This is a genomic window from Gemmata sp. (assembly GCF_051859125.1).
Classification (GTDB): domain Bacteria; phylum Planctomycetota; class Planctomycetia; order Gemmatales; family Gemmataceae; genus Gemmata.
Genome location: NZ_JBHYGG010000079.1, coordinates 43,525 through 67,839 on the forward strand (window position 1 = coordinate 43,525; position 24,315 = coordinate 67,839).

General features: G+C 71.6%; 17 protein-coding genes. 14 read left to right on the forward strand and 3 right to left on the reverse strand.

Features of this window, described 5'->3' with window-relative positions; all coding sequences use genetic code 11:
* The first annotated feature begins 246 nt into the window (after positions 1 to 246).
* From ACTIGN_RS09225 to ACTIGN_RS09255, 7 genes are all read left to right on the forward strand, one after another.
* Positions 247 to 4,236 carry a hypothetical protein gene (locus ACTIGN_RS09225; RefSeq protein WP_439623057.1) on the forward strand — a complete coding sequence of 1,330 codons (3,990 nt, stop codon included), beginning with the start codon at positions 247 to 249 and terminating at the stop codon, positions 4,234 to 4,236.
* The gene (locus ACTIGN_RS09230) at positions 4,233 to 5,075 is read left to right on the forward strand and encodes a hypothetical protein (protein WP_439623059.1); all 843 of its coding nucleotides are present in this window, start codon (positions 4,233 to 4,235) and stop codon (positions 5,073 to 5,075) included. Before ACTIGN_RS09225 ends, ACTIGN_RS09230 begins: the two co-directional genes overlap by 4 nt.
* A 32-nt stretch (positions 5,076 to 5,107) precedes the next feature.
* Complete coding sequence (locus tag ACTIGN_RS09235; protein WP_439623061.1) at positions 5,108 to 6,244, forward strand: prenyltransferase/squalene oxidase repeat-containing protein; 1,137 nt, start codon at positions 5,108 to 5,110, stop codon at positions 6,242 to 6,244.
* A 72-nt stretch (positions 6,245 to 6,316) separates the two neighbouring features.
* Positions 6,317 to 6,718 (forward strand): hypothetical protein, encoded by a 402-nt coding sequence (locus ACTIGN_RS09240; protein WP_439623063.1) that lies wholly within the window; start codon positions 6,317 to 6,319, stop codon positions 6,716 to 6,718.
* Positions 6,719 to 6,841: 123 nt separating this feature from the next.
* Positions 6,842 to 8,227, forward strand: a complete 1,386-nt coding sequence (locus tag ACTIGN_RS09245; RefSeq protein WP_439623065.1) for an efflux RND transporter periplasmic adaptor subunit — start codon at positions 6,842 to 6,844, stop codon at positions 8,225 to 8,227.
* A 9-nt stretch (positions 8,228 to 8,236) separates the two neighbouring features.
* Complete coding sequence (locus ACTIGN_RS09250) at positions 8,237 to 11,554, forward strand: efflux RND transporter permease subunit (protein WP_439623067.1); 3,318 nt, start codon at positions 8,237 to 8,239, stop codon at positions 11,552 to 11,554.
* On the forward strand, positions 11,554 to 12,045 hold the full coding sequence (locus ACTIGN_RS09255) for a hypothetical protein (protein WP_439623069.1): 492 nt from the start codon (positions 11,554 to 11,556) through the stop codon (positions 12,043 to 12,045). Before ACTIGN_RS09250 ends, ACTIGN_RS09255 begins: the two co-directional genes overlap by 1 nt.
* 17 nt (positions 12,046 to 12,062) lie before the next feature.
* Here the strand turns inward: ACTIGN_RS09255 and ACTIGN_RS09260 are convergent, their stop codons facing one another.
* Entirely contained in the window at positions 12,063 to 12,971 is a 909-nt protein-coding gene (locus ACTIGN_RS09260) for a 3-methyladenine DNA glycosylase (RefSeq protein ID WP_439623071.1), read from the reverse strand.
* A gap of 117 nt (positions 12,972 to 13,088) precedes the next feature.
* Between ACTIGN_RS09260 and ACTIGN_RS09265 the strand changes: the two genes are divergently transcribed.
* The 6 genes from ACTIGN_RS09265 to ACTIGN_RS09290 all read left to right on the forward strand — a co-directional run bounded on the left by ACTIGN_RS09265 (position 13,089) and on the right by ACTIGN_RS09290 (position 21,335).
* Complete coding sequence (locus tag ACTIGN_RS09265) at positions 13,089 to 14,261, forward strand: SpoIIE family protein phosphatase (protein ID WP_439623073.1); 1,173 nt, start codon at positions 13,089 to 13,091, stop codon at positions 14,259 to 14,261.
* A 150-nt stretch (positions 14,262 to 14,411) separates the two neighbouring features.
* Entirely contained in the window at positions 14,412 to 16,070 is a 1,659-nt protein-coding gene (locus ACTIGN_RS09270) for a methyl-accepting chemotaxis protein (RefSeq protein WP_439623075.1), read from the forward strand.
* Positions 16,071 to 16,184: 114 nt separating this feature from the next.
* On the forward strand, positions 16,185 to 16,640 hold the full coding sequence (locus ACTIGN_RS09275; protein WP_439623077.1) for a chemotaxis protein CheW: 456 nt from the start codon (positions 16,185 to 16,187) through the stop codon (positions 16,638 to 16,640).
* On the forward strand, positions 16,637 to 17,875 hold the full coding sequence (locus tag ACTIGN_RS09280) for a CheR family methyltransferase (protein WP_439623079.1): 1,239 nt from the start codon (positions 16,637 to 16,639) through the stop codon (positions 17,873 to 17,875). Before ACTIGN_RS09275 ends, ACTIGN_RS09280 begins: the two co-directional genes overlap by 4 nt.
* A 2-nt stretch (positions 17,876 to 17,877) precedes the next feature.
* The gene (locus ACTIGN_RS09285) at positions 17,878 to 18,537 is read left to right on the forward strand and encodes a chemotaxis protein CheW (protein WP_439623096.1); all 660 of its coding nucleotides are present in this window, start codon (positions 17,878 to 17,880) and stop codon (positions 18,535 to 18,537) included.
* Positions 18,534 to 21,335, forward strand: coding sequence for a hybrid sensor histidine kinase/response regulator (locus ACTIGN_RS09290; protein WP_439623081.1), 2,802 nt, complete (start codon positions 18,534 to 18,536; stop codon positions 21,333 to 21,335). The genes ACTIGN_RS09285 and ACTIGN_RS09290 overlap by 4 nt, the downstream gene beginning before the upstream one ends.
* A 549-nt stretch (positions 21,336 to 21,884) precedes the next feature.
* Here ACTIGN_RS09290 and ACTIGN_RS09295 read toward each other — a convergent pair.
* Entirely contained in the window at positions 21,885 to 23,267 is a 1,383-nt protein-coding gene (locus ACTIGN_RS09295) for a DEAD/DEAH box helicase family protein (protein ID WP_439623083.1), read from the reverse strand.
* Between the two features lie 121 nt (positions 23,268 to 23,388).
* Between ACTIGN_RS09295 and ACTIGN_RS09300 the strand changes: the two genes are divergently transcribed.
* Positions 23,389 to 23,790: a CBS domain-containing protein gene (locus ACTIGN_RS09300; RefSeq protein ID WP_439623085.1), complete on the forward strand. Its 402-nt coding sequence runs from the start codon at positions 23,389 to 23,391 to the stop codon at positions 23,788 to 23,790.
* 281 nt (positions 23,791 to 24,071) lie between these two features.
* Here the strand turns inward: ACTIGN_RS09300 and ACTIGN_RS09305 are convergent, their stop codons facing one another.
* The gene (locus ACTIGN_RS09305; RefSeq protein ID WP_439623087.1) at positions 24,072 to 24,236 is read right to left on the reverse strand and encodes a hypothetical protein; all 165 of its coding nucleotides are present in this window, start codon (positions 24,234 to 24,236) and stop codon (positions 24,072 to 24,074) included.
* Positions 24,237 to 24,315 lie beyond the last annotated feature (79 nt).

Sequence of the window (24,315 nt, forward strand, 5' to 3'; positions counted from 1 at the left end):
TCGCCGCACGAGCGAGGCGGAAATCCGGGTAGGAGTTACGCTGTTGACTTGGTGGGGCAGACATTCGTGTCTGCCCCGTGGGGCGGTTGGAGGCAGACTCGAATGTCTGCCCCACCCGAACCAAGCCGATCCGAGCCCAACAGCGTCACTCCTACCGGGATCGAATCTCATCCGCGGTCTGGAACGTCTTCTCTCTGACCTCAATCGTGCTGCTCTCTGCTTCGACTGCGCGAACGGGAACCACGCATGGCCCTCGTCCTTCGTCCCCCGACCAGCCGCGAGTCGCTGACCGACACGCTCGGCGACCTCGGGCGGACCCGGAAGCTGGTCGCCCTCGCCGCGGGGGTGCTCGGGTTCGCCGCCGCGACGGTCGGCGTTGCCCTCGTCGCGTGCGTACTCGATGCGGCCGTCTCGCTCCCCCCGCTCGCACGCGCCCTGGCCCTCGCCGGCACGCTCGCACTCGGCGGCGTGGTGTGGCTCCGCGGCGTCTCCCGGTCGCTCGGCCTGCGGTCCGACGCGCTCTCGATCGCGCTCGAACTCGAAGAGAAGTACCCCGAACTGAACGACGCCCTCGCGTCGGCCGTGTCGTTCCTGGAGGCGGAAGACCCGGTCGGCCGCGGGGTGTCGCCGCACCTCGAACAGGCGGCCGTGCGGTCGGCCCACCGCGCCGCGAACCGGTACAACCTCGACCGCTTGGTCCCGTCCGGGAAGTGCTGGCGGGCGGTGTGGACGTGCGCCGCCGTGGGCGCGGCCGCCGTGCCCCTCGCGATCGCCGGCCCCGAGCGCGCGACGGTCGCGATCACGCGCCTCGCCGACCCGTTCGGGAACCACCCGTGGCCCACGCGGACGCGGGTACAGGTTCTCGTGCCCGCCGAACTGCCCGCCCGGATGCCGAAGGGCGAGGCGTTCGACCTGAAGCTCGTCGTCCGCGGCGCCATCAAGGACCGGGCGGTCGTCGCGTTCCGGGTGACCGGCGGCGAGGAGTTCGAGGAGCAGTACCCGCTCGCCGTCGGGAACGACCCGAAGTTCCCCGGTGCGGCGGTCGTGACGGCCCGCGTCGAGGCCGCCCGGGTACAGGGGCCGTTCGCGTTCAAGGTCGCGTCGAACGACTACGAATCCGAGTGGCTGCGGGTGGACGTGGTCCCGCCACCGCGGCTGGTCCCGCTCCCCGGCCCCGGGGGCGGCCGGCCCAGCCCGCGGTTCCGCCTGCGCCCGCCGGCGTACACCGGCCTGCCCGAACTCGACCTCCCTGATGGCGCGTCGGTCCTCGAGATCCCCGTCGGCACGGTCGTGACCGTGGCCGCAACGTCGGACGTGCGGCTCGCGGCGGCCGCACTGGCCTTCACCGGCGACCGCTCGATCGTGGGGCAGGCCGCGGGGCTCGCGCCGGTGGGGCACCTGAACCCGCTCGCCGCGGCCGGGGCCGAGGACCTCGCCAACGAGATCGGGGCCGATGTCCCGTTGACGATCGACTCCACGGGCCGCGGGCTGAGCGCGCTGTTCGCCCCCTCGATGTCGGGCATGTACGCCTTCCGGCTGACCGACGAGACCGGCCTGACGGGAACGCGCCTGGTCGAAATCCGCTTGCTCCCGGACCCGGCCCCGACCGTCACGCTGCTGCGGCCGAGCCCCGGAAAGGACCCGCAGGTGCTGACGCACACCGCGATGCTCGCGGTCCACGTCGCCGCCGACGACAAGGTGTACGCGGTGCGGCGGACGTTCCTGGAGTACCGCGTCGGCCGCGACGGTCCCGTGAGGGTCGTGCCACTCCTTGATGCCGGGTCGGTCGGCGACGGGCTTGCGGCGGTGGTCGGCGGCACCGGGGTACTCGCCCGCGTGCGGCCGACTGCGACCGAGGCAACGCACTCCGTTCCCCTGGCGGCACTGACGCGCGACGGCACGAACCCGCTGCGCGACGGCGACAGCGTCTTCGTCCGCGGGGCCGCCGACGACTGGGACGACGTCTCACCCGTCAAGGAACCGGGCCGGAGCCCGGAGTTCGAGATCCGCATCGCGACCCCGGAGACCGTCGAGGCGTGGCTCGAGCGCGAACTCGCGGCCATGCGGCCGGACCTCATCCGCGTCCGCAACCAGCAGCGCGAGGCGCGCCAGAAGGCCGGCGAAACGGTGCCCCAGGCCGACGGGGCGCTGGTGCCCGCGGACCGCGACCGGCTGCTCGCCGCGGAGCAGACCCAGCGGCTCCTCCGCGGGAAGATCAGTGACCCGTCCGACGGGATGCGTGCGAAGGCCGACGTGCTGCTCGAAACGGTCCGGGTCAACGCGCTCCCGCGGTCGAACACGACCGACCGCGTCGCCGTCGTCGCCGAGGCGCTCGGCCGCCTCTCGGACCGCGACCTGCCCGTGATCGAGCCGACGCTCACCGAGGCCCGGCAGATCGGCGGCCAACCGGCGCGCGCCGGTCAGGCCGGCGTCGTCCCGGAGTTGCTGCGGAAGGCCGGCCGCCACCAGAAGGCCGTCGAGGACGGACTGACCGACCTGCTCGACCTCCTCGCGGTGTGGGGCGGGGCGGTCGAGATCCGCGGCGAGGCGCGCGTCCTCCGCGACTTCGTTCAGCGGCAGGCCGAGGAGGTCGAGAAGCTCGGGCCGGCCCCGGCCGCCAGCGACCTCGACCGCGCCGGCACCCGCGCCGAGCAGGCGTCGGAGCAGGCCAATCAACTCCTGACGCGCGCCGGGCGGCTCGCAACGGAGAAGGACCGCGAGGCCGCGCGGCACCGCCGGGCGAGCGGGGAGAAGAACCAGGAAGCGGCCGGGCTCCGCGAGAGCGCCGCCGAGTTGCCACCCGGCACGCCCGAAAAGTCGGCGCAGGCCGCACGCGCGACGCTGATCGAGACCGAGGCCGAGGAACTCAAGGCCGCCGCGGACAAGGCCGGGGCCGAGGCGGGCGCGCTGCGTAAAGCGGTCGCCGCGGCCGACGGGCAGGGGCTCCCCGAGGGGCTCCGCGACGCGGCCGGGAAGCTCCGCAAGGACAACCGCTCGCTCGCGGCCGACCAACTCCGCACGGCCGTCGGTCGCCTCGACCGCATGATTGAGGCGCTGTCCGAACGCGCCCCCGAGGCCGCACCGGACCTCGCCAAGCGGAAGCGGGCGGCAGACAGCCTCGACGCGCTCGCCGCGGCGCAGGACGACATCCGCCGGCGGTCCGCCGAGGCCGCCCGGATCGCCGACCCGGTCGCCCGGTCCGCGGAACTCAAGCGGCTCGCGGCCGAACAGGACAAGCTCATCGAGCGCGGCAAGGACCTTCTTCAGAGACTCACGCTCGACCGCGCCGAACGGCCGGCGCGTGACGTGCGCGCCGCCCTCGACAGCATGGAAGCGGCCCGCGGCGACCTGGAAAGCGGCAACTCCGGCATCCGCCCGCAGAACGATGCCGTCGACCGGCTCGACAGCGCCCGCGACCGCCTCGACGCGGCCGCGGCGTCCGCCCCGCAGCAACTCTCGGACGAGAAGCGGCGGAAGATGGCCGAGCGGCTCCAGGCGATCCTCGACCGCCAGAAGGCGGCCGTCGCCGAGGCCGAGCGCGTCCACAAGCTCGTCGCCGGCGGCAAGGAGTGGACCCGCGACGCACTCACGGCCTACGGCGACCTCGCCGAGAAACGGCAGCAGCCCATCGCCGACGAACTCCGGCCGGTCGAGAAGGACTTCGCACCGCTGCCCGTGCTCGCCCGCGTGGTCGCCGAGGCGACCGGCGCCATGGGCCGGGCCGCGAAGCAGATCACCGGCCGGCTCGAAGACGCCGACCCGACCCTCGCCTTCGACCCGGTCCTCGAAGCGGAGAACGACCGCAAGGTGCTCCGCCCGATGCGGCTCGCCCAGCGCCGCCTGGAGCAACTCATTGAGGCGCTCAAGCAGGACGACCCCAAGCCGACGCCGAAGGCGGACGGGCCGCCGACCGCGAACCCGATGAACCAGCCGCAGCCGCCGGCCGGTGGGGGCGGGGACCGCGACCTCGTCCCCCCGCAGGCGCAGCTCAAGGTTCTCCGGTCGCTCCAGGCCGAGTTGAACGAGCGCACCGCGGAGTTCGCGAAGGCGCACCCCGACGCCGCGAAGTTGACCGAGGACGAGCGCGCGGAACTCAAGCAACTCGAGGACGCGCAGCGCGAGATGGCGGCGCTGTTCGAGCAGATCGCCAAGCTGTTCCAGGACGCGAAGCAGCCCGACGCCGAGCCGCCGGCGAAGCCCGAGCCGCCCGCCGGCCCCGAGACGGAGAAGCCATGACCCGCACGCTCGCGTTCGCGACACTCGCGCTGGGGCTCGCCTCGACGGCCGGCGCGCAGCAACTGCCGGTCGCCCCGCCGCCGCGCGAGGTCCGCGCCGACGGCACCCGCGACCCCGTCCCCGAACCCGCGAAGCGCGAGAACCCGCTGGAGGTGGTCGAGCGGATCATCAAGAACTCGAAGGACGTGGGCGAGAAGCTCTCCCAGTCCGACACCGGCACCGACACGCAGAAGGCGCAGGAGAAGATCCTCAAGGACATCGACGCGCTGCTCAACCCGGACGACCCGCCGCCGATGTCCGGCCAGGACATGGACAAGGACAAGAAGCAGGACAAGAACGACAACAAGGACACGGAGAAGAACAAGGACAACAAGTCCGACCCCGACGACAAGAAGATGGACATGCAGCCGATGGGTAAGGGGATGGACGAGACGCCGCCGAAGACGTCGGACGCGCCGATGGACGGGATGGGCGGCACGGGTCAACAGCCCATGGGCGGCGACCGGCCCCGCGAGCGGCGGCCGCGGGCGGGCGGCGACCACAAGCAGGACGCTCAGCCGATGGGGACCGAGCCCAAGGGCACACCGAAGGACGCGCCGCCCAAGGGCGGCACGCCGAAAGACCCCAAGAACGCCGGCGGCGCTGCACCCGACCCGAAGGGCGGGAAGGCCGACCCGGCGCCGCTGCTGCCGTACGAGGCCGAGGTGGTGAAGGACGTGTGGGGCCACCTGCCCGACAAGCTCCGCCAGCAGGCCACGCAGTTCTACCGCGAGGAGTTCACCGCCCGGTACTCCGACCTGCTCAAGATGTACTACTCGTCGCTCTCCGAGAAGAAGTGATCCCCCCGCCGCGTTCCCCCGGGCGATTGACCATGCCAGTCCGCATCGACCGCCGCAACTTCTTCCGCGCCGGGGCGACCGGGGCCGCGGCCGGCGCGCTCGGCCTCGTGGGCCACGCCCAGCCGCCGCAGCCCGAGCCCGCGGCGCTGGTGCCCGGGTCGCGGTCCAAGGCCGGGGCCGAGTACATCACCCCCGACACGCAGGCCGCGATCGAGCGCGGGCTTGGGTTCCTCGCGCGGAATCAGCTCGCCGACGGCTCGTTCGGCGAACCGACCCTCGGCACCGGCGTCGGGATCGCGTCGCTGGCGGCGCTGGCGCTCATGGCGGGCGGGAACCAGCCGGGCCGGGGCCGGTTCGGGAAGAACGTCGCCCGCGCGGTCGAGTACGTGGCGGGGACGGCCGGCGGCCCCAACCCGGGGTTCCTCACGGCCCCCGCGAGCCAGGCCGCGCACCGGCTGAACAGCAACCCGGCCCCGATGTACAGCCACGGGTTCGGCACGCTGTTCCTCGCGGAAGTCTGCGGAATGGTCCCGGCCGCCGCGCGCGACGCCAAGCTCCGCGGGGCGCTCGAACAGGCGGTGGCGTTCACGGTGTTCGCCCAGAACACGCTCGGCGGCTGGCGGTACGAGCCGCAGGTCCAGTACGCCGACGTGTCGGTCACGACCGCCCAGATGATGGCGCTGCGGGCCGCGAAGAACGCCGGGGTGTTCGTCCGCAAGAGCGTGATCGACGGGGGCGCGGCCTACATCAAGGGGTGCCAACTGGCCGACGGCGGGTTCAGCTACTGGAAGGGGCAGGGGTTCTCGGCGTTCGCCCGCACGGCCGCGTCGATCGTCGGCCTGTACTCGGCCGGCACCTACGAGGGCCGGGAGGTCGAGCGGGGCCTGAAGTACCTCCAGCAGTTCACCCCGGGCCGCCAGTTCTCCCCGCGGGAGATCCCGCCGCAGCACTACTGGTACGGGCAGTACTACGCGGCGCTGGCGATGTGGACGGCCGGCGACGACTACTGGAACGCGTGGCTCCCGGCGATCCGAGACGAGTTGCTCGCGAAGGCCCGCACCGGCGGCGGCACCTGGAACGACCCGTACCACGGGAGCGTCTACGCCACCGCGATGGCGCTCATCGTGCTCCAGCTCCCGAACAACTACCTGCCGATCTTGCAGAAGTGACCGCCCGGCCCGGGTGAGGTTGACACGCGGCACATCGGCCGTGAAGATACCCGCAACGGAGCGTCTCGCCGCATGAAGGTCGTCCGCTGCTTCCTGGTCCTTCTCGTCGCCCTGCAAACGGGTGTGGCGGGGGGCCGCGCGCACGGCGTCACCTGTCCCGCTGGCACCGGCCTCCGCGAGGTGTCGCACGTCCACGCGCACCAGTTGCTCGACCTCCTCGACACGGACGCCGCCGAAGAGCCCGACCATCGGGACGGGGACCACGACGGAGACGCGGTCGAGGTCGCCGCGCTCTCGGTGACCCACGGGCCGAGCGCCCTGGCCGTCGAGGACGCCCGCTCTCTGACTTCCCCTACGTTCGTTGCCTCGCAACCGGTCCCCCTCGGAAGACCGCACTGCCTCGGCCTCCCGCCGTCCACGGCTGGTCCGCCGCACCAACCGCTCTACCTCACCTTCTGCTCGTTCCGCAACTAACCCGCCGCGCCGGGGCACGCGGGGCCGCACCACTGCGCGCCCGGTGCTGCTCCCGGTGACACGTCCGCGGGTTCCATACTCCGTTCCACACCTTCGTTCGCGCCCTCGTCGGCCGGGTGCCACATGCGTTGGCGTTTCCTCCTCCGCGGCACGGCGTTCGTGCTGCTCCTTGGCGCCCTCGCGGCCGGCGCGTGGACCCAGCGGGACCGCTGGCAGCGCGCCCACGATCACCCGGTTGCCGAGAAGTCGGGGCCGTTGGGGCCGGTCGACATTCAGAGCGTGAAGCTCAGCGACGAGGCGGTCCTCGGCCTCGGCCTCCGGTGCGAAGATGTCAAGCTCGAAGACTACCCGCGGGTGATCGAGGTGCCCGGGGTCATCATCGACGCTCCAGGTCGGTCGCCGCGGGCCGTGTCGTCGCCGGTCGCTGGCGTGGTGAGCCGCATCCACGCCTCGCCGGGGGAAGCCGTGAAGCCCGGGAGCCCGTTGTTTACGGTGCAACTCGCCAGCGAGTTCGTGCAGACCACGCAGACCGACCTCGCCCGGTACGCGAAGGACCTGGTCGCCGCGACGCTCCGCCGGGACCAGACCGCGAAGCTCGTGGCCGCGGGGACGAAGGCCGGCGTCGAACTGGTCGAGGACGAGAACCAGGTGCGGCGGCTCACGACGCAGGTCGAGGGGCACCGCCGGCAGCTCGGTGCGTTCGGGTTCGAGCCCCGGGACGTGAAGCGGGCCGAGGCCGGGGACGCGGTCACCGAGATCGTGATCGGCGCCCCGGCCGCGGACCCCGGCGCGCCGCCCACGTCGGCCTCGCCGCCCCCGCCGGTGTTCGTGTTCGAGGTCGAGTCGCTGGCGGTCGCCGCGGGGCAGGGGGTCGCGTCGGGGCAACTTCTCGCGCGGCTCGCCGACTACCGCGAGTTGCTCATCGAGGGCCGGGCGTTCGAGACCGAGGCACAGTACGTCGCGGACGCGACCGGCGGGGCGCGGCCGGTCGGGGTGGACTTCCTCGACGCCGCGCCCCGGGGCGGCACCGAGGGCGAGGTGAAGCTCGTGATCCGCTCGATCGGCAGGACCGACCCGGCGAGCCGCACCTTCCCCTTCTACGCGGCCCTCGCGAACGAGGCGACGCCCTACGACCGCGGCGGGAAGACGTTCCTGTCGTGGACGTACCGGCCCGGCCGCCAGGTGCGGCTCCGCGTCCCGGTGGGCAACGTCCCAAAGGTGATCGTGCTGCCGGCCGGTGCGGTTGTCCGAGAGGGGGCCGACGCCTACGTGTTCCGGCAGAACGGCGACGTGTTCGACCGCAAGCCCGTGGTGATTGTCGGCGAGGACCGGCTCAACGTGGCGATCGCGCCGGGGAACGGGATCGAGGTCGGGGTCGCGGTGCTGAGGAACCAGGCCGCGGCGGTGAACCGGGCGCTCAAGGCGCTCCAGGCCCGCGGGTTTGGCGGGGCCGGGGGCAAGAAGGGCCACTGGCACGCCGACGGGTCGTTCCACGAGGCCGACGACTGAGGACCGCACATGCTCGACGCGATCATCCGCGCCTCGCTCCGCTACCGCGCCCTCGTGGTCGTCGGCTCGCTCGTCGTGCTGCTCTACGGCACGTTCCTGGCGAGCACGATGCCCATTGACGTGCTCCCGAACCTCGACCGGCCGCGGGTCGTGCTCCTCGCCGAGTGCCCGGGGATGGCCCCCGAGGAGGTCGAGGCCCGCGTCGCGCACCCGATCGAGACCGCCATCCTCGGGGCCACGGGTGTCGAGGCGGTCCGCGGGCAGTGCTCGGCGGGGCTGGCGGTCATCTACGCCGAGTTCGACTGGGCGGTGGATGTCCGGGTCGCGCGGCAGACGGTCCAGGAGCGGATCGCGCTCGTGCTGCCGCAACTCCCCGCGGGCGTGGCCCCGCAGATGATGCCGACCAGTTCGGTCATGGGCCAGGTGATGCAGGTCGGCGTCTCCTCGAAGACCGGGGCGACGCGGGCGATGGACCTGGGGACGCTGGCGTCGTGGGTCATCCGCCCGCGGCTGCTGCGCGTCCCGGGCGTGGCCGAGGTGATCGTCCTGGGCGGCGAGCGGAAGCAGTACCAGGTGCTCCTGAACCCGGAGGCGCTCCGGAAGTTCGAGGTGACCGTGCCTGAGGTCGAGGCGGCGCTCCGTGCGAGCAACCTGAACACGACCGGCGGCTACGACCTCCGGGGCGACGCCGAGCGGCCGATCCGCGTGCTGGCCCAACTCGGCCCGGACCCGGCCAAGGTGATCGCCGACCTGCTGAACGTCGTCGTGAAGCCCCCGCCGGCGCAACCGCACGAGCACGAGGAAGGGCGCGACCCGTCGGTCGTCGTCGCCCGGGTCACGGCGCGGCCGATCCTGCTGAGCCAGGTCGCCCGCGTCGTCGAGGGGGCCGAACTCAAGCGGGGCGACGCTAGCATCGACGGCGTTCCGGGCGTGGTCATCACGGTGGTGAAGCAGCCGCACGCCGACACGCGGGAGGTCACGGCCGCGGTCCACGCCGCGCTGCGGGAGCTGGAGCCCACGTTCCCCAAAGACGTGGCCGTCAACCACGACCTGTTCCAACTCAAGAACTTCATCGACCGGGCGGTGTACAACGTCGGCGAGGCACTCGTCCTCGGGGCCGGGCTCGTGCTGGTCGTCCTCACCCTGTTCCTGATGAACGTCCGCACCACGTTCATCTCGCTGACCGCGATCCCGCTGTCGCTGGCGGTGACCGCCATTGTCTTCAAGCTCGTCGGGCGGGTCACGGGCACGGAGCTGTCGATCAACGTGATGACGCTCGGCGGCATCGCCGTTGCGATGGGCGAGTTGGTCGACGACGCGATCGTGGACGTGGAGAACATCTTCCGCCGGCTCCGCGAGAACAACCACGCGGCCGAGCCCCGGCACCCGCTGCTCGTCGTGTACGAGGCGAGCCGCGAGATCCGCTCGGCGATCGTGTTCGGCACCATCGTCGTCGTGCTCGTGTTCCTCCCGCTGTTCGCGCTGTCCGGCGTCGAGGGCCGCCTGTTTAGCACGCTCGGGCTCGCGTACATCGTGTCGATCCTCGCGTCACTGGTCGTCTCGGTCACGGTCACGCCCGTTGCGTCGTACTACCTGCTGGCGCACTCGCGGGCCGTCCACGCCGAGCGCGACGGCCCTCTCCTGCGGCTCTTGAAGTTCCTGGTGCGCCCGCTCGTCCGGCTCAGCATGCGCTTCCCGGTGCCGCTCCTCGTGCTGACGTGGGCCGGGGTCGCGGTCGCGGGCTGGCAGGTGACGCGGCTCGGGGCCGACTTCCTCCCGCCGTTCGACGAGGGGAGCGTGCAGGTGAACGTGAGCCTGCCGACCGGCTCGTCGCTGGACGCGACCAACGGCCTCGCACGGGTCATTGACGGCCGGCTCGCGCTGCTCCAGAGGACCGATCAGAAGCCGACCAACCCGGTGCTGCACTTCGTGCGGCGGAGCGGCCGCGCCGAGCGGGACGAGCACACCGAGCCCGTCAACCGCACCGAGTACATCCTGAGCATGAACCCGGCCTCGGGCCTGACCCGGCAGGAGGCCATCAAGCTCATCCTCACCGACCTCAAGGAGGCGGCCCCGGGTTCGGACGTCGAGGCCGAGCAGCCGCTCGCGCACATGATCTCGCACATGGTGTCCGGGGTGTACGCCCAGGTGGCCATCAAGATCTACGGCGATGACCTGGACGTCCTGCGGCGCGAGGCCGAGCGGGTGAAGGGCGTCGTCGCGGGCGTTCCCGGGGCCACGACGCCGGTCGTCGAGATGCAGCAGGCCACGGGCGAGGTCCACGTTCGCCTGCGGCCGGCCGACCTCGCGTTCTACGGGCTGACCCGCGAGGAGGTCGCCTCGGTCGTGAAGACGGCCCTCCAGGGCGAAGAGGTGTCTGAGGTGATCGAGGGCCAGCGGCGGTTCGACCTCGTGGTGCGGCTCGACGACGAGTTCCGCACCGACTTGCCGCGGCTCGGCACGCTCCGCATCGAGCGCCCGGGGCGGCCGCCGGTGCTGCTCGGGGAGGTCGCCGACATCGGCGAGGCGACCGGACCGAACGCGGTGAACCGCGAGAACGTCCGCCGGCGGATCATCGTCCGGTGCAACGTGCAGGGCCGCGACCTCGCCTCGGTGGTCGGGGACATCCAGCGCGAAGTGGACGCACAGGTGCGGCCGGCGCTCCCCGCGGGGTACACCATCGACTACGGCGGGCAGTTCGAGAGCCAGCAGCGTGCGACGCGGCTCATCTCGGTGCTGGCCGGCGTCTCCGTCGTGGGCATGTTCGTGGTGCTGATGGTGCTGTTCCCGTCGGCGCGGATCGTGCTCCAGGTCCTCAACGCGCTGCCGACCGCGTTCATCGGCGGCGTGCTCGCGCTCGTCCTGACGAATCAGACCCTCTCGGTCGCGAGCCTCGTCGGGTTCATCTCCCTCGGCGGCATCGCGGTCCGCAACGGCATCCTGCTCGTGTCGCACTACGTCCATCTGATGAAGGCGGAGCACCAGCCGTTCACGAAGGACACCGTGCTGCGCGGCAGCCTGGAGCGGCTCGCCCCGGTGCTGATGACGGCGCTGACGGCCGGCGTCGCGCTGGTGCCGCTCGTGGCCGAGGGGCTCAAGCCGGGCCGCGAGATCCTGTACCCGGTGGCGACGGTGATCCTCGGCGGCCTGCTCACCTCGACGTTCTGCGAGTTCCTGATCCACCCCGGCCTGTTCTGGCGGTTCAGCGGCCGCGACGCCGAGCGGCTCGCCCGCACCGGGCCGGGGGACGACCCACTCGCCGGGGCCACGGTGGCCCCGGCGGTTGATGCCTCGAAGTCCGCGATTCACTCTCCCGGAGGTTTGTGATGACTGTGAAGCTCCTGACGGCCGCGCTCCTGGTGTTCGGCCTGGTCGGTGTGACCGGGTGCGACAAGAACGCCGCACCCACCAAGGCCGAAGAAAAGAAGAAGGAGAAGGACAAGGACGACGACCACGATCACGCGCATGGCCCCGGCCCGCACAAGGGGATGATCTTCGACTTCGGCGGCGGCAAGTACCACGGCGAGTTCAAGCCGGACCACGACAAGAAGGAGGCGACGGTCTGGATCCTCGGGCTCGACGAGAAGACCCCGGCCCCGGTGAAGGCCGAGAAGGTGCGGCTCGTCGTGTCGAACACCGACCCGAAGATCGAGATCGAGTTGCTCCCGGCCGACAAGGCCGCCGACGGCACCTCCCACACCTTCACCGGCAAGCACGCCGGGTTCGGCAAGGAGATGGAGTACAAGGGCACGGTGACGTTCACGGCCAACGGCAAGCAGTACAGCGGCGACTTCGAGGAGAAGGCCGAGAAGAAGTGACCGTCGAGTCACGGGGTTCACCCCCGTGGGTCCTCGAACAGTTGGGCACCACGGGGGTGAACCCCGTGGCTCGCCGACAACAACTCCCGGTACACGCCCAGGAGCCGCTCGCGGACCGGCCGACCGAGTCGGTACGCCTCGCGCTGCAACTCGGCGTACTCGGCCCGGCCCGCTGCCGTCTCGATCGGGACGGCAGCGAAGCCGTACGCCGACAGATCGTAGGGGCTCGCTCGCATGTCGATCTCGCGGGCGGCCCGTGCCACCTCAAACGCACCCGCCACGACCTCCCCCGGGCAGAACGGTGCGATCTTGTACGCGAAACGGTACAGGTCCATGTTCACGTGCAGGCACCCGGCCTGGTCGTGGTCGGTGGTCGCTTCGCGGGTCAGCTCCCAGCGGTTCCGCGGCACGGCCGGCGGCGTGAAGAACCGGTAGGCGTCGTAGTGCGAGCACCGCAGCGGCAGGCCCTCGACGACCGCGTCGGTCTCCGCGTGCGACAACCGCAGCGGTACGTAGGGGTGCCGCACGTTCGGCTCGCGGTACACCATCGCCCACTCGTGCAACCCGGCGCACCCGAACGCCGGCTCGCGGGTGCCCACCGCTTCCAGGTAGGCCGCCGCCCACTTCAGGTAGCCGTGCCGCTGCGCCGGGAACGCGGCCGCGTCGAGTGACAGCCCGGCGTCACTGGCGGCGAACTCGGCCCACTGCACGTCGTCGCGGGTCGCGTCGGCCACCACGCGTCCGCACCCGGGCGACCACCGCATCAAGTGCGCGGGGCGGAACGAGAAGTACTCGAAGAGGAAGTCGTAGACCGGGTGCTTCTCCTGGCGGCTGACGCGCCGCAGGCGCGCCTCGGCCCACGGCCGCACCCGGTCCAGGTACGCCCGCCGCTCTAGTTCCCACTCATCCCGAGGTACAATCCGCATCGCTCGCACGCCCGCTGGAACCCGATTCCCGACTTCTGCGGGGGCGGCCGTCCGCCGCCGCCGGTAACATGTTATCGGAGTGGACCCGCCAGCCCCAGCCAGCCCCGGACCTTCGCCATGCCCGAGCCCGTGACCGAGTCGTTCCCGATCAAGGTGCTGCTCGTCGACGACCAGGCCATCGTCGGCGAGTCCGTCCGCCGGATGCTCGCCGACGAGCCGAACCTGGAGTACCGGTTCTGCTCCGACCCGACCAAGGCGATCGAGGCGGCCAACGAGTTCCAGCCGACCGTCATCCTGCAGGACCTCGTGATGCCGGACATCGACGGGCTCCAGCTCGTCAAGTTCTTCCGGGCCAACCCCGCGACGCGGGACATCCCGCTCGTCGTCCTCTCCAGCAAGGAGGAGCCGACCATCAAGGCCAAGGCGTTCGCGATCGGCGCGAGCGACTACATGGTCAAGCTGCCGGACAAGCTGGAGGTCGTCGCCCGGGTGAAGTACCACTCCCGGGGGTACATCGCGCTGCTGGAGCGGAACGAGGCGTACCGGCGGCTCGCCGAGAGCCAGCGGGAGCTGGCCGCCGAGGTCAACCGCGCCGCCCGCTACGTCCAGTCGCTGCTCCCGGCCCCGCTCACGACCGGCCCGGTCCGCACGGCGTGGAAGTTCGTGCCGTCGGCCCACCTCGCCGGCGACATGTTCGGCTACCACTGGCTCGACCCCGAGCACCTGGTGATCTACCTGCTGGACGTGAGCGGCCACGGGGTCGGGTCGGCACTGCTCGCGGTGTCGGCGGCGAACGTCATCTCCACGGGCGGCCTGCCCGGGGTGGACCTCCGCGCCCCCGGGCAGGTGATGACCAAGATCAACGAGATGTTCCAGATGGACCGGCAGGACGGGAAGTACTTCACCATGTGGTACGGCGTGTACCGCCCGGCCGACCGGCAGCTCCTGTACTGCAACGCGGGCCACCCGCCGTCGCTGCTCCTCTCGGGGGGCGCGGTCACGGAACTGGAGGTGGACGGCCCGGCGGTCGGGATGGTGCCGGACCTCCCGTACGACACCCACAAGGTCGCCGTGGCCGAGGGCGGCACCCTGCTCGTGTACAGCGACGGCGTGTTCGAGATCGAGCGGGGCAGCGGCCCGATGTGGCAGTACGCCGACTTCGTCGCGCACATCACCCCCGAACTCGTGAAGGGCGGGGATGTGATCGAGCGGCACCTGAAGTTCGTCCGCGAGATGCACCCCGGCGACGTCCTAGGCGACGACTTCTCGATGGTCGAGGTCCGGTTCTGACCGCCCGTACCGGCCGTGCGCCCCGCACCGGTTGTGCCGGTGCCCCCGTGCGGGCGGCGCGGGGAAATGGGCAACATGGCTAAACCCCTCTCGCCGGGGCCTGGTACACTCAGGGTGAACCCCACCAGGGCGAACCCCACGAGCCCCCGCATGTTCGGGTACACCACGACGATCCGCGCGAAGCTGTACAGTCTGATTCCCGCCACCCTGCTCGCGGTCGGGGCCGCCCTCGGGATCGGCCTGTACGTCCAGTCCCGGTTCTCGATCGGCGGCACGCTCGACGCGCACATGCTCCGGCAGGCCGAGTTCTACTCGGAAGTTGAGCCGGCCGTGTTCGTCCCCAGCTTGCTATACATCACGCTCCAGGAGGCCGAGACGGAGAAGCGCCCGGAGGAGATCGCCCGCACGATCCAGCAGTTCCGGGCCGGCGAGGCGAACTTCCGGGCCGCGCGGGACAACCGGCTCAAGTTGCTGCCCGAGGGCGAGGCCCGACGGGTCCTCGACCGCGACCTCGGCGACAAGGCGGACGAGTTCTTCGGGCTGGTGAACGCCCGGTACGTCCCACTTCTCGAGCGCGCGGCCCGGAAGGAGCCGGTCGATCAGGCCGAGATCGCCCGCCTGCTCCGCGAGATCGGGGAGCGGTACCGGGAGATCCGCAAAATCAACGAGCGGCTCGTGGTCCTGATCCGCGACGACCTGACCGCCGAGCGCCGGGAGGCGGCCGCGAGGGTCCACTTCTGGAGCGCCACGAACGTCATCGTGAGCACGCTCGCAGTGATCGCCCTCGTGTTGACCAAGTTCCTCGTCGCCCGCAGCATCATCAGAGCGACGAACGCGCTGAACGCCCGCGTCTCGGAACTCGCGAGCGGGGCGAGCGACCTGACGGCCCGCATCCCGGTCACGTCGCGGGACGAGCTGGGCCAGCTCGCGGAGGGGATCAACGGGCTGGTGAGCAAGATCCAGGGGATCGTGGGCAAGGCCCGCGAGTCCAGCATCCAACTCCTCTCGATCGCGTCCGAGATCGCCGCCACGGCCCGGAACCAGGAGCAGACCGTCAACAACCTGAGCGCCTCGACCACGCAGGTGGCCGCGTCGGTCCGCGAGATCTCCGCGACCAGCAAGGACCTGTCGGGCACGATGACCGAGGTCAGCGCGTCGGCCGCGCACGCCGCGGAGCTGGCCACCAACGGCCGGAACAACACGACCAAGATGGCCGCCGAGATGAAGCAGCTCGTCGAGTCCACCGCGTCCGTCTCGGCCCGGCTCAACATGATCCGCGAGAAGGCCGACAGCATCAACGCCGTCGTCACGACGATCACGAAGGTGGCGGACCAGACGAACCTGCTGTCGATCAACGCGGCCATCGAGGCCGAGAAGGCCGGCGAGTACGGCCGCGGGTTCCTCGTCGTGGCCCGCGAGATCCGCCGCCTCGCCGACCAGACCGCGGTCGCGACCCTCGACATCGAGACCATGGTGAAGCAGATGCAGGACGCGGTCTCGGCGGGCGTCATGCAGATGGACAAGTTCGCCGACGAGGTCCGGTCCGGGGTCGGGCAGGTCACGAAGATCAACCAGATGACCTGGGAGATCATCACCGAGGTGCAGGGGCTCAGCGGCCGGTTCCAGCTCGTCAACGACGGGATGAAGAACCAGTCGATCGGGGCGTCGCAGATCAACGACGCGATGGGGCAGATCTCCGAGGTCGCCCGCCGCACGGTGCAGTCGATCCACGAGTTCGAGAAGGCCACGACCCACCTGCGCAGCTCGGTCGAGGGGCTGAACGCGGAAATCTGTCAGTTCAAGACCTGACGTGGAGTCGTCAAGTTCGGAAGTCATCGGGTCGTCAAGTCCGTCGGAGCCCTGCTCCCAAAGCGTGACCTGACGGCCCGATGACTTGGTGACCTGAAGATGTGAGACGGACCCATGCTCGCGCTCATGTTCCAGGTCGGTCGCGACACCGTCGCCGTGGACGTCCGCCGCGTCCGCGAGGTCGTACCGCGGGTGCAACTGTCCCCGGTGACCGGTGCGCCCGCGTGGCTGGCCGGGGTGTTCGTGTACCGCGGGCACGTCGTCCCGGTCGTGGACCTGCACCGGCTCACGGGCGCGGGCGAGTGCCCGCCGCACCTCAGCAGCCGCATCATCCTGTTCCCGTGGCCCGCGGACGCGCCGGACTCGCTCGTCGGGCTGCTCGCCACCCAGGTGGCCGAGATCCGCGAGGTGCCGACCGACGCGCTCGGCGCGGTCGGGCCGGGGCACCTCGGCCTCGGGCCGGCTCTGCCCGACGGGCACGGGATCATCCGGGTCCTGAACCCCGAGGCGCTGCTGGCCCAGATCGCGTCCGGGTCCGGGGGTGCGATTGCTGCGGGGGTTCATGGATGAGCCTCATCGGGGTGGAAGCGGTCGTCCGCGAGCGGCTCGGCATGGACCCCGCGTCCCTCGGCCTGTCCGCGCTGCACCAGGCGGTCGGGGTGCGGATGAAGGCCCGTGGGGCGGCGTCCCACGCGGAGTACGCCGGGCTGCTCGCGCTCGACCCGGCCGAGGCCGGGGCGCTCGGCGTCGAGTTGGCGGTGCCCGAGTCGTGGTTCTTCCGCGGCGGCCGGCAGCTCTTCGCCCGGGTCGCCGAGGTCGTCGCGGCCCGCGCCGGGGCCCGGCCGCCGGGGCAGGGGGCCCGCGTCCTGAGCGCCCCGTGCAGCACCGGCGAGGAGCCGTACTCGGTCGCCATCGCGTGCCACGAGAGCTTCGTCCCCGCGGCCTCGTACTCGATCGACGCGGTGGACGTCTCGGCCCGGCACCTGGAGCGGGCCACCGCGGCGCGGTACCCGAACTTCTCGTTCCGCGAGACCGGCCCGGACGTTCGCCCGGCGAACTTCCGCGCTGTCGGCGAGCAGTGGGAACTGCTGCCGCACCTGCGGCGACAGGTGCGGTTCCGCCACGCGAACCTCACCGACCCGAGCTTTTTGAGCGACGAGCCGGCGTACGACGTCATCTTCTGCCGGAACGTGTTCATTTACCTGACCCCCGACGGCCGCCGCCGGGCGATGGCGTCGCTCGAACGCCTGCTCGCCCCCGACGGGATTCTGTGCCTCACGCCCGGCGAGGCGGACCGCCTGCCCCCGGGCCAGTTCACGGCGAGCGGCGACTCGGGCCTGTACCGCCGCGCGGCCGCGGCCCCGGCCGTCCCGGCCGCCGTTTCGCCGCCGGGGTTCCGTGCTCCGCTCCCGCACGTTGAACCCGTTCCGGTCGCGCCGGTCGCCGAGCCGCCCGCCGTGGTGGTCGGGCCGGTGGTCACCGTGCAACCGAAGCCGGCTTCGCTGGAAGCGGCGCGTTCGCTGGCGGACGCCGGACAACTGGCCGAGGCCCGCCTGGCGTGCGAGCGGATGCAGAAGGACGCTCCCGCGTCGGCGGCACTCTACGCCCTCCTGGGGGCGATCGAGTTCGCCCAGGGCCGGGCCGACGCGGCCGCCGAGGCGTTCCGCCGCTCGCTGTACTTGGACCCGAACTGCGTCGAGGCGCTGGAGCAAATGATCGTCATCTCAGACCGCAAGGGGAACGCGGCACAGGCCGCGGCGCTGCGCCGCCGGCTCGCGCGGCTGTCCCGGGAGGACGCGCCGTGAACATGGCCCTGCCCGTGGCGGCCAACGACGTGTGCTGGAACCGGATCGGGGTCCGGGGCGACCGCACGTGCCCGGAACTCGAGAAGGTCACGCACTGCCACAACTGCCCGGTGTTCGCCGCCGCCGGCCGCCGGTTCCTCGACGCGCCGTCGCCGCCCGACTACCTCGACGAGTGGACCGTCCGGCTCTCCGACCCCGAGGAGCGGGCCGCCTCGGACCAGCTCAGCGTCCTCGTGTTCCGGCTCGGCGACGAGTGGCTCGCGCTGCCGGTCGGGGTCCTGGTCGAGGTCACCCGGCCGCGGGCCCCGCACCGGATCCCGCACCGCGGCGGCCTGCTCGCCGGGCTGGTGAACATCCGCGGCGAACTGCACCTGTGCGTCCGGCTCGACCTGCTCCTGGGGGTGGCGACCCCCGAGCACCAGTCGGGCGAGCCGAGCCCGCGGCTCATCGTGGTCCGCCGGGACACCGAGGGGTGGGCGTTCGCGGCCGACGAGGTGGACCAGGTCCACCGCGTCCCGGGCCAGAGCCTGGCGCCGCCGGCCCCGACGCTGTCGCGGGCGCACACCAAGCTCACCCGCGGCGTGTTCCGGCTCGACAAGCGGCCGGTCGGGCTGCTCGACGACGCCCGAGTGTTCCAGACCGTCCGGGAGCGCATCCGATGACCGGTATCGACGCGGGCCTGTTCGACCTGTTCCGCGAAGAGGTGCGGACCCACACCGACACGATGTCCCGCGGGCTCCTCGACGTCGAGGGCGACCCCGGGAACCCGACCCGGATCGAGCCGCTCATGCGGGGCGCGCACTCGATCAAGGGCGCGTGCCGGATCGTCGGCATCGACCTCGGGGTGCGGCTGGCGCACGTCATGGAGGACGCCCTCGTCGCGGCGCAGAACGGCCAGATCCGCCTGACAGCGGCCGACATCGACACGCTCCTCCGCGGGTCCGACGTGCTCCGGGGGCTCGCGGACCTGTCGCCCTCGACCGTGTCGAGCTGGGCGGTCACGAACGCGGCCGCGGTCGAGGCGCTCGATCCCGTGTTCGTCGCGATGGCCGCCGGCAAGCCGCGCCCGCAGGCCGCACCGCCGGTCGCGCAGCCGAGTCCGAACCCGCCCGCCCCCGCGGCCGTTGTCCCGCCGCCGCCCGCGAGGAACGCGTTCCCACAAGTTCCGCAGTTCACGCGAACGGCGGTCCCGACCGCGCCGCTGCAAATGCCCGCGAACTACTCGATGACCGACATGTTCCGCGAGGAGCTGCGGTCGAACCTGCTTGTGCTCGATGCCACGAAGCCCGAGGAGGCGACCGAGTGCCTCCAGCAGATCCGCGGCGCGGCCCGGCTCATCAAGTGCCAGCCCGTGGACCGGGTCGCCGCCGCGGTGTCCGCGTACTTCGCGGCCGCGGGCGATCGCGGGGTGGACCCCGGCGCGTCGGAGTGGCTCGCCTACGCGGCCGCCACGCTCGCCGGCGCGATCGGCACCGACGACGACGGCTTCGCCGCGTGGGTCGCGGAAGCGACACCCGCGCTGACCGAGATCGCCGAGGTCTTCGACCGCGCCGCCGCCCCGGCCGCCGCTGCAAGCACCAGCGCAGACCTCCAGCCTTCCACACACGTCGCCGAACCCGCACCCGCGGCGCTCGCGGTGCAGTTGGCCGCACCGGTCGCCGCGCCCGCTGCCCCCGGCCCGACCGAGGCGTACAGCGGGCACCGCCCGGAGGCCGCCCCGGCCGAGGCCGTGGTGCGCGTCACCGCCCAGAGCCTGAACCGGCTCATGGGGCTGGCCGGCGAGTCGCTGGTGCAGGCCCGGTGGCTCCCGTCGTTCTCCGCGTCGCTCCTGAGCCTGCGCAAGCAGCACGACCTGCTCGCGGTGATGCTCGACGGGGCGTTCCACGCAGCGGCCGCCGGCACCGACACCGCCGAACTCGGCCGCATGATCGCCGAGGCCCGCCGCCAGGCGGGCGTGTGCCGCGCGTCGCTCAACGACAAGGCCGCCGACTTCGACGACCACGCGGCCCGCGGCGAGGACCTGAACACCCGCCTGTACCGCGAGGTGATCGTCAGCCGGATGCGGCCGTTCGGCGACGGCGTCCACGGGCTCCCGCGGATGGTCCGCGACATGTCCCGCACGCTCGGCAAGGAGGCCAAGCTCGTCGTCGAGGGCGAGAAGACGGAGGTCGACCGCGACATCCTGGAGAAGCTGGAGTCGCCGCTCTCGCACCTGATCCGCAACGCGGTCGACCACGGCGTCGAGCCGACCGAGGCGCGGGTCGCGGCCGGCAAGCCCGCGGCCGGCACCATCCGCCTCGAGGCCCGGCACCGGGCCGGCATGTTGCAGGTGACGGTCAGCGACGACGGCGGCGGCGTGAACCTCGACAAGCTCCGCAAGAAGATCGTGGACCGCGGGCTCAGCGCGGCCGAGGTCGTGCGGCAGATGCAGGAACCCGAACTGCTGGAGTTCCTGTTCCTCCCCGGGTTCAGCACCGCGGCGGCCGTGACCGAGTTCTCGGGCCGCGGGGTCGGGCTCGACGTGGTCCAGGACACCATCCGGCGCGTCGGCGGGAGCGTCCGCGTCACGTCGCAGCCGGGCCGCGGGACCACGTTCCACCTGCAACTGCCGCTCACGCTGTCGGTGATCCGCGCCGTCGTCGTGAACGCCGCGGGCGAGCCCTACGCCTTCCCGCACAACCGCATCGACCGCCTGCTCCGCGTCCCGCGGGCCGCCGTCAAGTCGCTGGAGCACCGCCAGTTCGTGACCGTGGACGGCCAGAACGTCGGGCTCGTCGTCGCGACCCAGCTCCTCGACCTGCCGGCCACGCCGTCGCCGGGCGAGGAACTCGCCGTCGTGCTGCTGAGCGACGCGACCGGCACCTACGGGCTCGTCGTGGACTCGTTCCGCGGCGAGCAGGACCTTGTGGTCCGCACGCTCGACCCGCGGCTCGGGAAGGTGCCGAACCTGAGCGCCGCGGCGATCCTCGACGACGGCTCGCCCGTCCTCATCGTGGACGTCGAGGACCTGTTGCGGTCGATGGACCAGTACATCCAGACCGGGGCGCTGAGCCGGTGCGACACCCGGCCCCTCGGCCGCACCCAGAAGAAGCGCGTGCTGATCGTGGACGACTCGATCACGGTCCGCGAGGTCGAGCGGCAACTGCTCGTCAACAAGGGGTACGAGGTGGTCGTCGCGGTCGACGGCATGGACGGGTGGAACAAGGTCCGGGCCGACCAGTTCGACCTGATGGTCAGCGACATCGACATGCCGCGGATGTCGGGGCTCCAGCTCGTCACGGCGCTGCGGAGCGACGCCAAGCTCCGCGACCTGCCGGTCGTCATCGTGTCGTACAAGGAGCGGGAGGAGGACCGCGCCCGCGGGCTCGAGGTCGGCGCGAACTGCTACCTCACCAAGAGCAGCTTCCACGACAACCGGTTCATCGAGGCGGTCGAGGACCTGATCGGCCCGGCCGTGTGACCGCGCCGCGGAGCGAACCAGCGCACGCGACTCTCGAACGAGTTTCGGGGACATTTCCGAGAGCAGCACCGCGGCCCGGAACGCGGCGTCGTGGTCGCGGCCCTGCAGCACCTGCCGGATGTTTCGGACGGCTTCGGCCATCTGGTCCTCCGCCACTTCGCGGCGCGCCAGTCGGTACGCGCGCTGGTACGCCGCGCTCCCGCGGCACAGCGCCTTCAACTCAGCCACGTCCACGCCGAGCGCCGCCGCGACCGCGGACCAGCTCGCGCCTTCGGCGCGGAGGTCCGCGGCGCGTGTCAGCACGGCCGCCGGGTTGCGGGTGGTTGCGGGCATGGGAGACTCGGGGAAGGGGTCGATCGGACCTCAGAAGACCCAGGGTTTGCACCCTGGGCTACGAACTGCCGCCCCCTTCGGGGGCTTTGGCGGTTCGTGGGTTCGGAGTCCCGGAGGGACGACAGTGCGTAGCCCAGGGTGCAAACCCTGGGTCACCATTACATGCCGAACGACCTGGGCCGCGTCAAACCGGAACGTGCGGAATTTCGCGCTGCGTCACTGGAAGGCGCGGTGCTGGCGGCGGCGGTCGGAGACGTACTCCTCGGTCGTGCCCTTGGCGATCACCTCGTAGAGGATCGCCTGCTTGTCGCCGTGCTTCCGCAGGATGCGGCCGAGCCGCTGGACGTTCTCGGTCGCGCTGCCGGTGCCGCCGAGCACGATGCCGACGCCCGCCGCGGGCACGTCCACCCCCTCGTTGAGCACCTGGCACGTCACCACCGCGGTGTACGCGCCCGAGTGGAGCTTCTCCAGGATCGCCTTGCGTTCCTTGGGCTTCGTCTGGTTCGTCATCGCGGGGATGAGGAACGTGCGGGCGATCTGGTACACGGTCGCGTTGTCGGCGGTGAAGATCAGGGTGCGGTCGGTGGCGTGCTTGCGGAGCAGGTCCTCGAGGAGCTTGAACTTCGCCTCGGCCGCCTGCACGATCCGCTTCTGCTCGCGGTACGCCCGCAGCGCCTTGAACCCCTCGGGGCTCTTGCTGGCCTCGAACAGGAACCGCCGGAACCCGTCCGGCCCGGACATCGAGATGTTCCTCTCGGACACGAACCGCCGGTACTCCTCGCGGCAGTTGCGGTACGACTCGGCCTCCTCGGGCGTGAGGTCGACGAACACCTGCCGCGCCTCGTAGGGGGCGAGGAACTCGCCGGCCACGTCGTTGATGTCGAGCCGGTACACGATCGGGCCGACGAGTTCGGGCAGGAGCTGGTCGCCGCCGTCGGCCCGCTCGGGGGTCGCGGTCAGGCCCAGGCGGAACGGGGCCAGGCCGGCGTTCGCGGCCTCCATGTACGACGCGCCGGGGAGGTGGTGGCACTCGTCGAAGATCACCAGCCCGTACCGGTTCGCCCACCGCTCCAGGTGGATGTACGCCGAGTCGTAGGTGGTGACCGTGAGCGGCTGGTAGTTGAACTCGCCGGCCCCGACCATGCCGACGGCGACCCCGAACGACCGCTCGAGGTCCTGCGCCCACTGCACCATGAGGTCGATCTTGGGGGTGACCACGAGCGTCGGCCGACCGACCTTCTCGATGCACAGGAACGCCATGAACGTCTTCCCGGTGCCGGTCGGCATCACCACGACCCCGCGGCGGGTCTTGGCCCACGCGGCGACGGCGGCCCGCTGGTACTCCCGGGGCTCACGCTCGGCGTTCAGCTTCCACCCGGTCTGCTCGGTGGGCCACCCGCGGGCGGCGTCCTGGTACGGGAGCTTCTCGCGGATCAGGTGCTCGACGATGCCGCGGTAGAACCGGCCCTGCGACCGGTGCGTGGACGTGCGGGGGTCGAACAGGACGCCCGGGATCGCCGTCGGGGTGAACCCGTCGGGGCCGCCGGACACCACGACGGTGCCGCGGTCGTAGGCGAGCTGAATGGGGGTGTCGCTCATCCCCCGATTATGGCCGCCGCGGCCGGACGCGACCAGCCCCGAAGCTCGTGCGGTATGCGGAATGCACCGTTGACAGCCTCGGGCGAGTGTGCCACCGTAAGCGAACCACCGGAGGCGAACGATGTCCCTCACGTTGCAGGCCCGAACCGCGGCCGACCTCATGACCGCCGGTCCCACGTCGCTCGCCGCGACCGCCACGGTCTCGGAGGCGACGGAGTTCCTGACCGCCCGCGGGTTCGGGGCCGCCGTGGTCATCGACGACGCCGGGCGGCCCGTCGGGGTCGTCACCAAGACGGACGTCCTCGTCCACGCCCGGCAGCGCAAGCCCGGCCTGGAGCCGGACGACACGCCCGTGACCGAGTTCATGACGCCCGCGGTGTTCGCGGTCCGCCCCGACACGCCCGCCGCCTCGGTGGTCGAGCAACTCCTCGTGCTGAACGTACACCACCTGTTCGTTTCGGACCCGGCCGGCGTCGTCGTCGGCGTCATCAGCCCGGTCGACGTGCTGCGGAAACTCGCGTGACCCCGGCGGGGTAGTTCCTCGGCCGGCGGGTGATTTGATTCTGTAGCCGGCCTCGGTGCGGCCGGGGCTTCGGGACTTGCCAAGCCCCGGCCTCACAGAGGCCGGCTACAGAACAAGAACGAACCTACGCGAGCCGGTGAGGACTTCCGCAGTTGGGCTCTGAGCTGCTTGGTTTTGGTGGGGCAGACATTCGTGTCTGCCTCCAACCGCCCCACGAGGCAGACACGAATGTCTGCCCCACCAAGCCAACTGCGTAACTCCTACCGGTACTACCCGCCGGCTCAGGGGACGTACGTGAGCAGGTACATCGTGAGCGCGATGCAGATCACGGCCATGAACATGATGAGCCACGACTGGAAGAAGAACGTGTACGCCGCCGGGTAGTCGGGGTACGGGTCGGGCGGGAGCGGCTCGGTGGTGGCGTCGGGGCGGGTCGTCTGGGCCATGCGTCACCTCGGTCCTGGTCGTGGCGAAGAATCTTGTCCGCCCGGTCGCGAACCACACGTTGGGTGGATTATCGGCCCG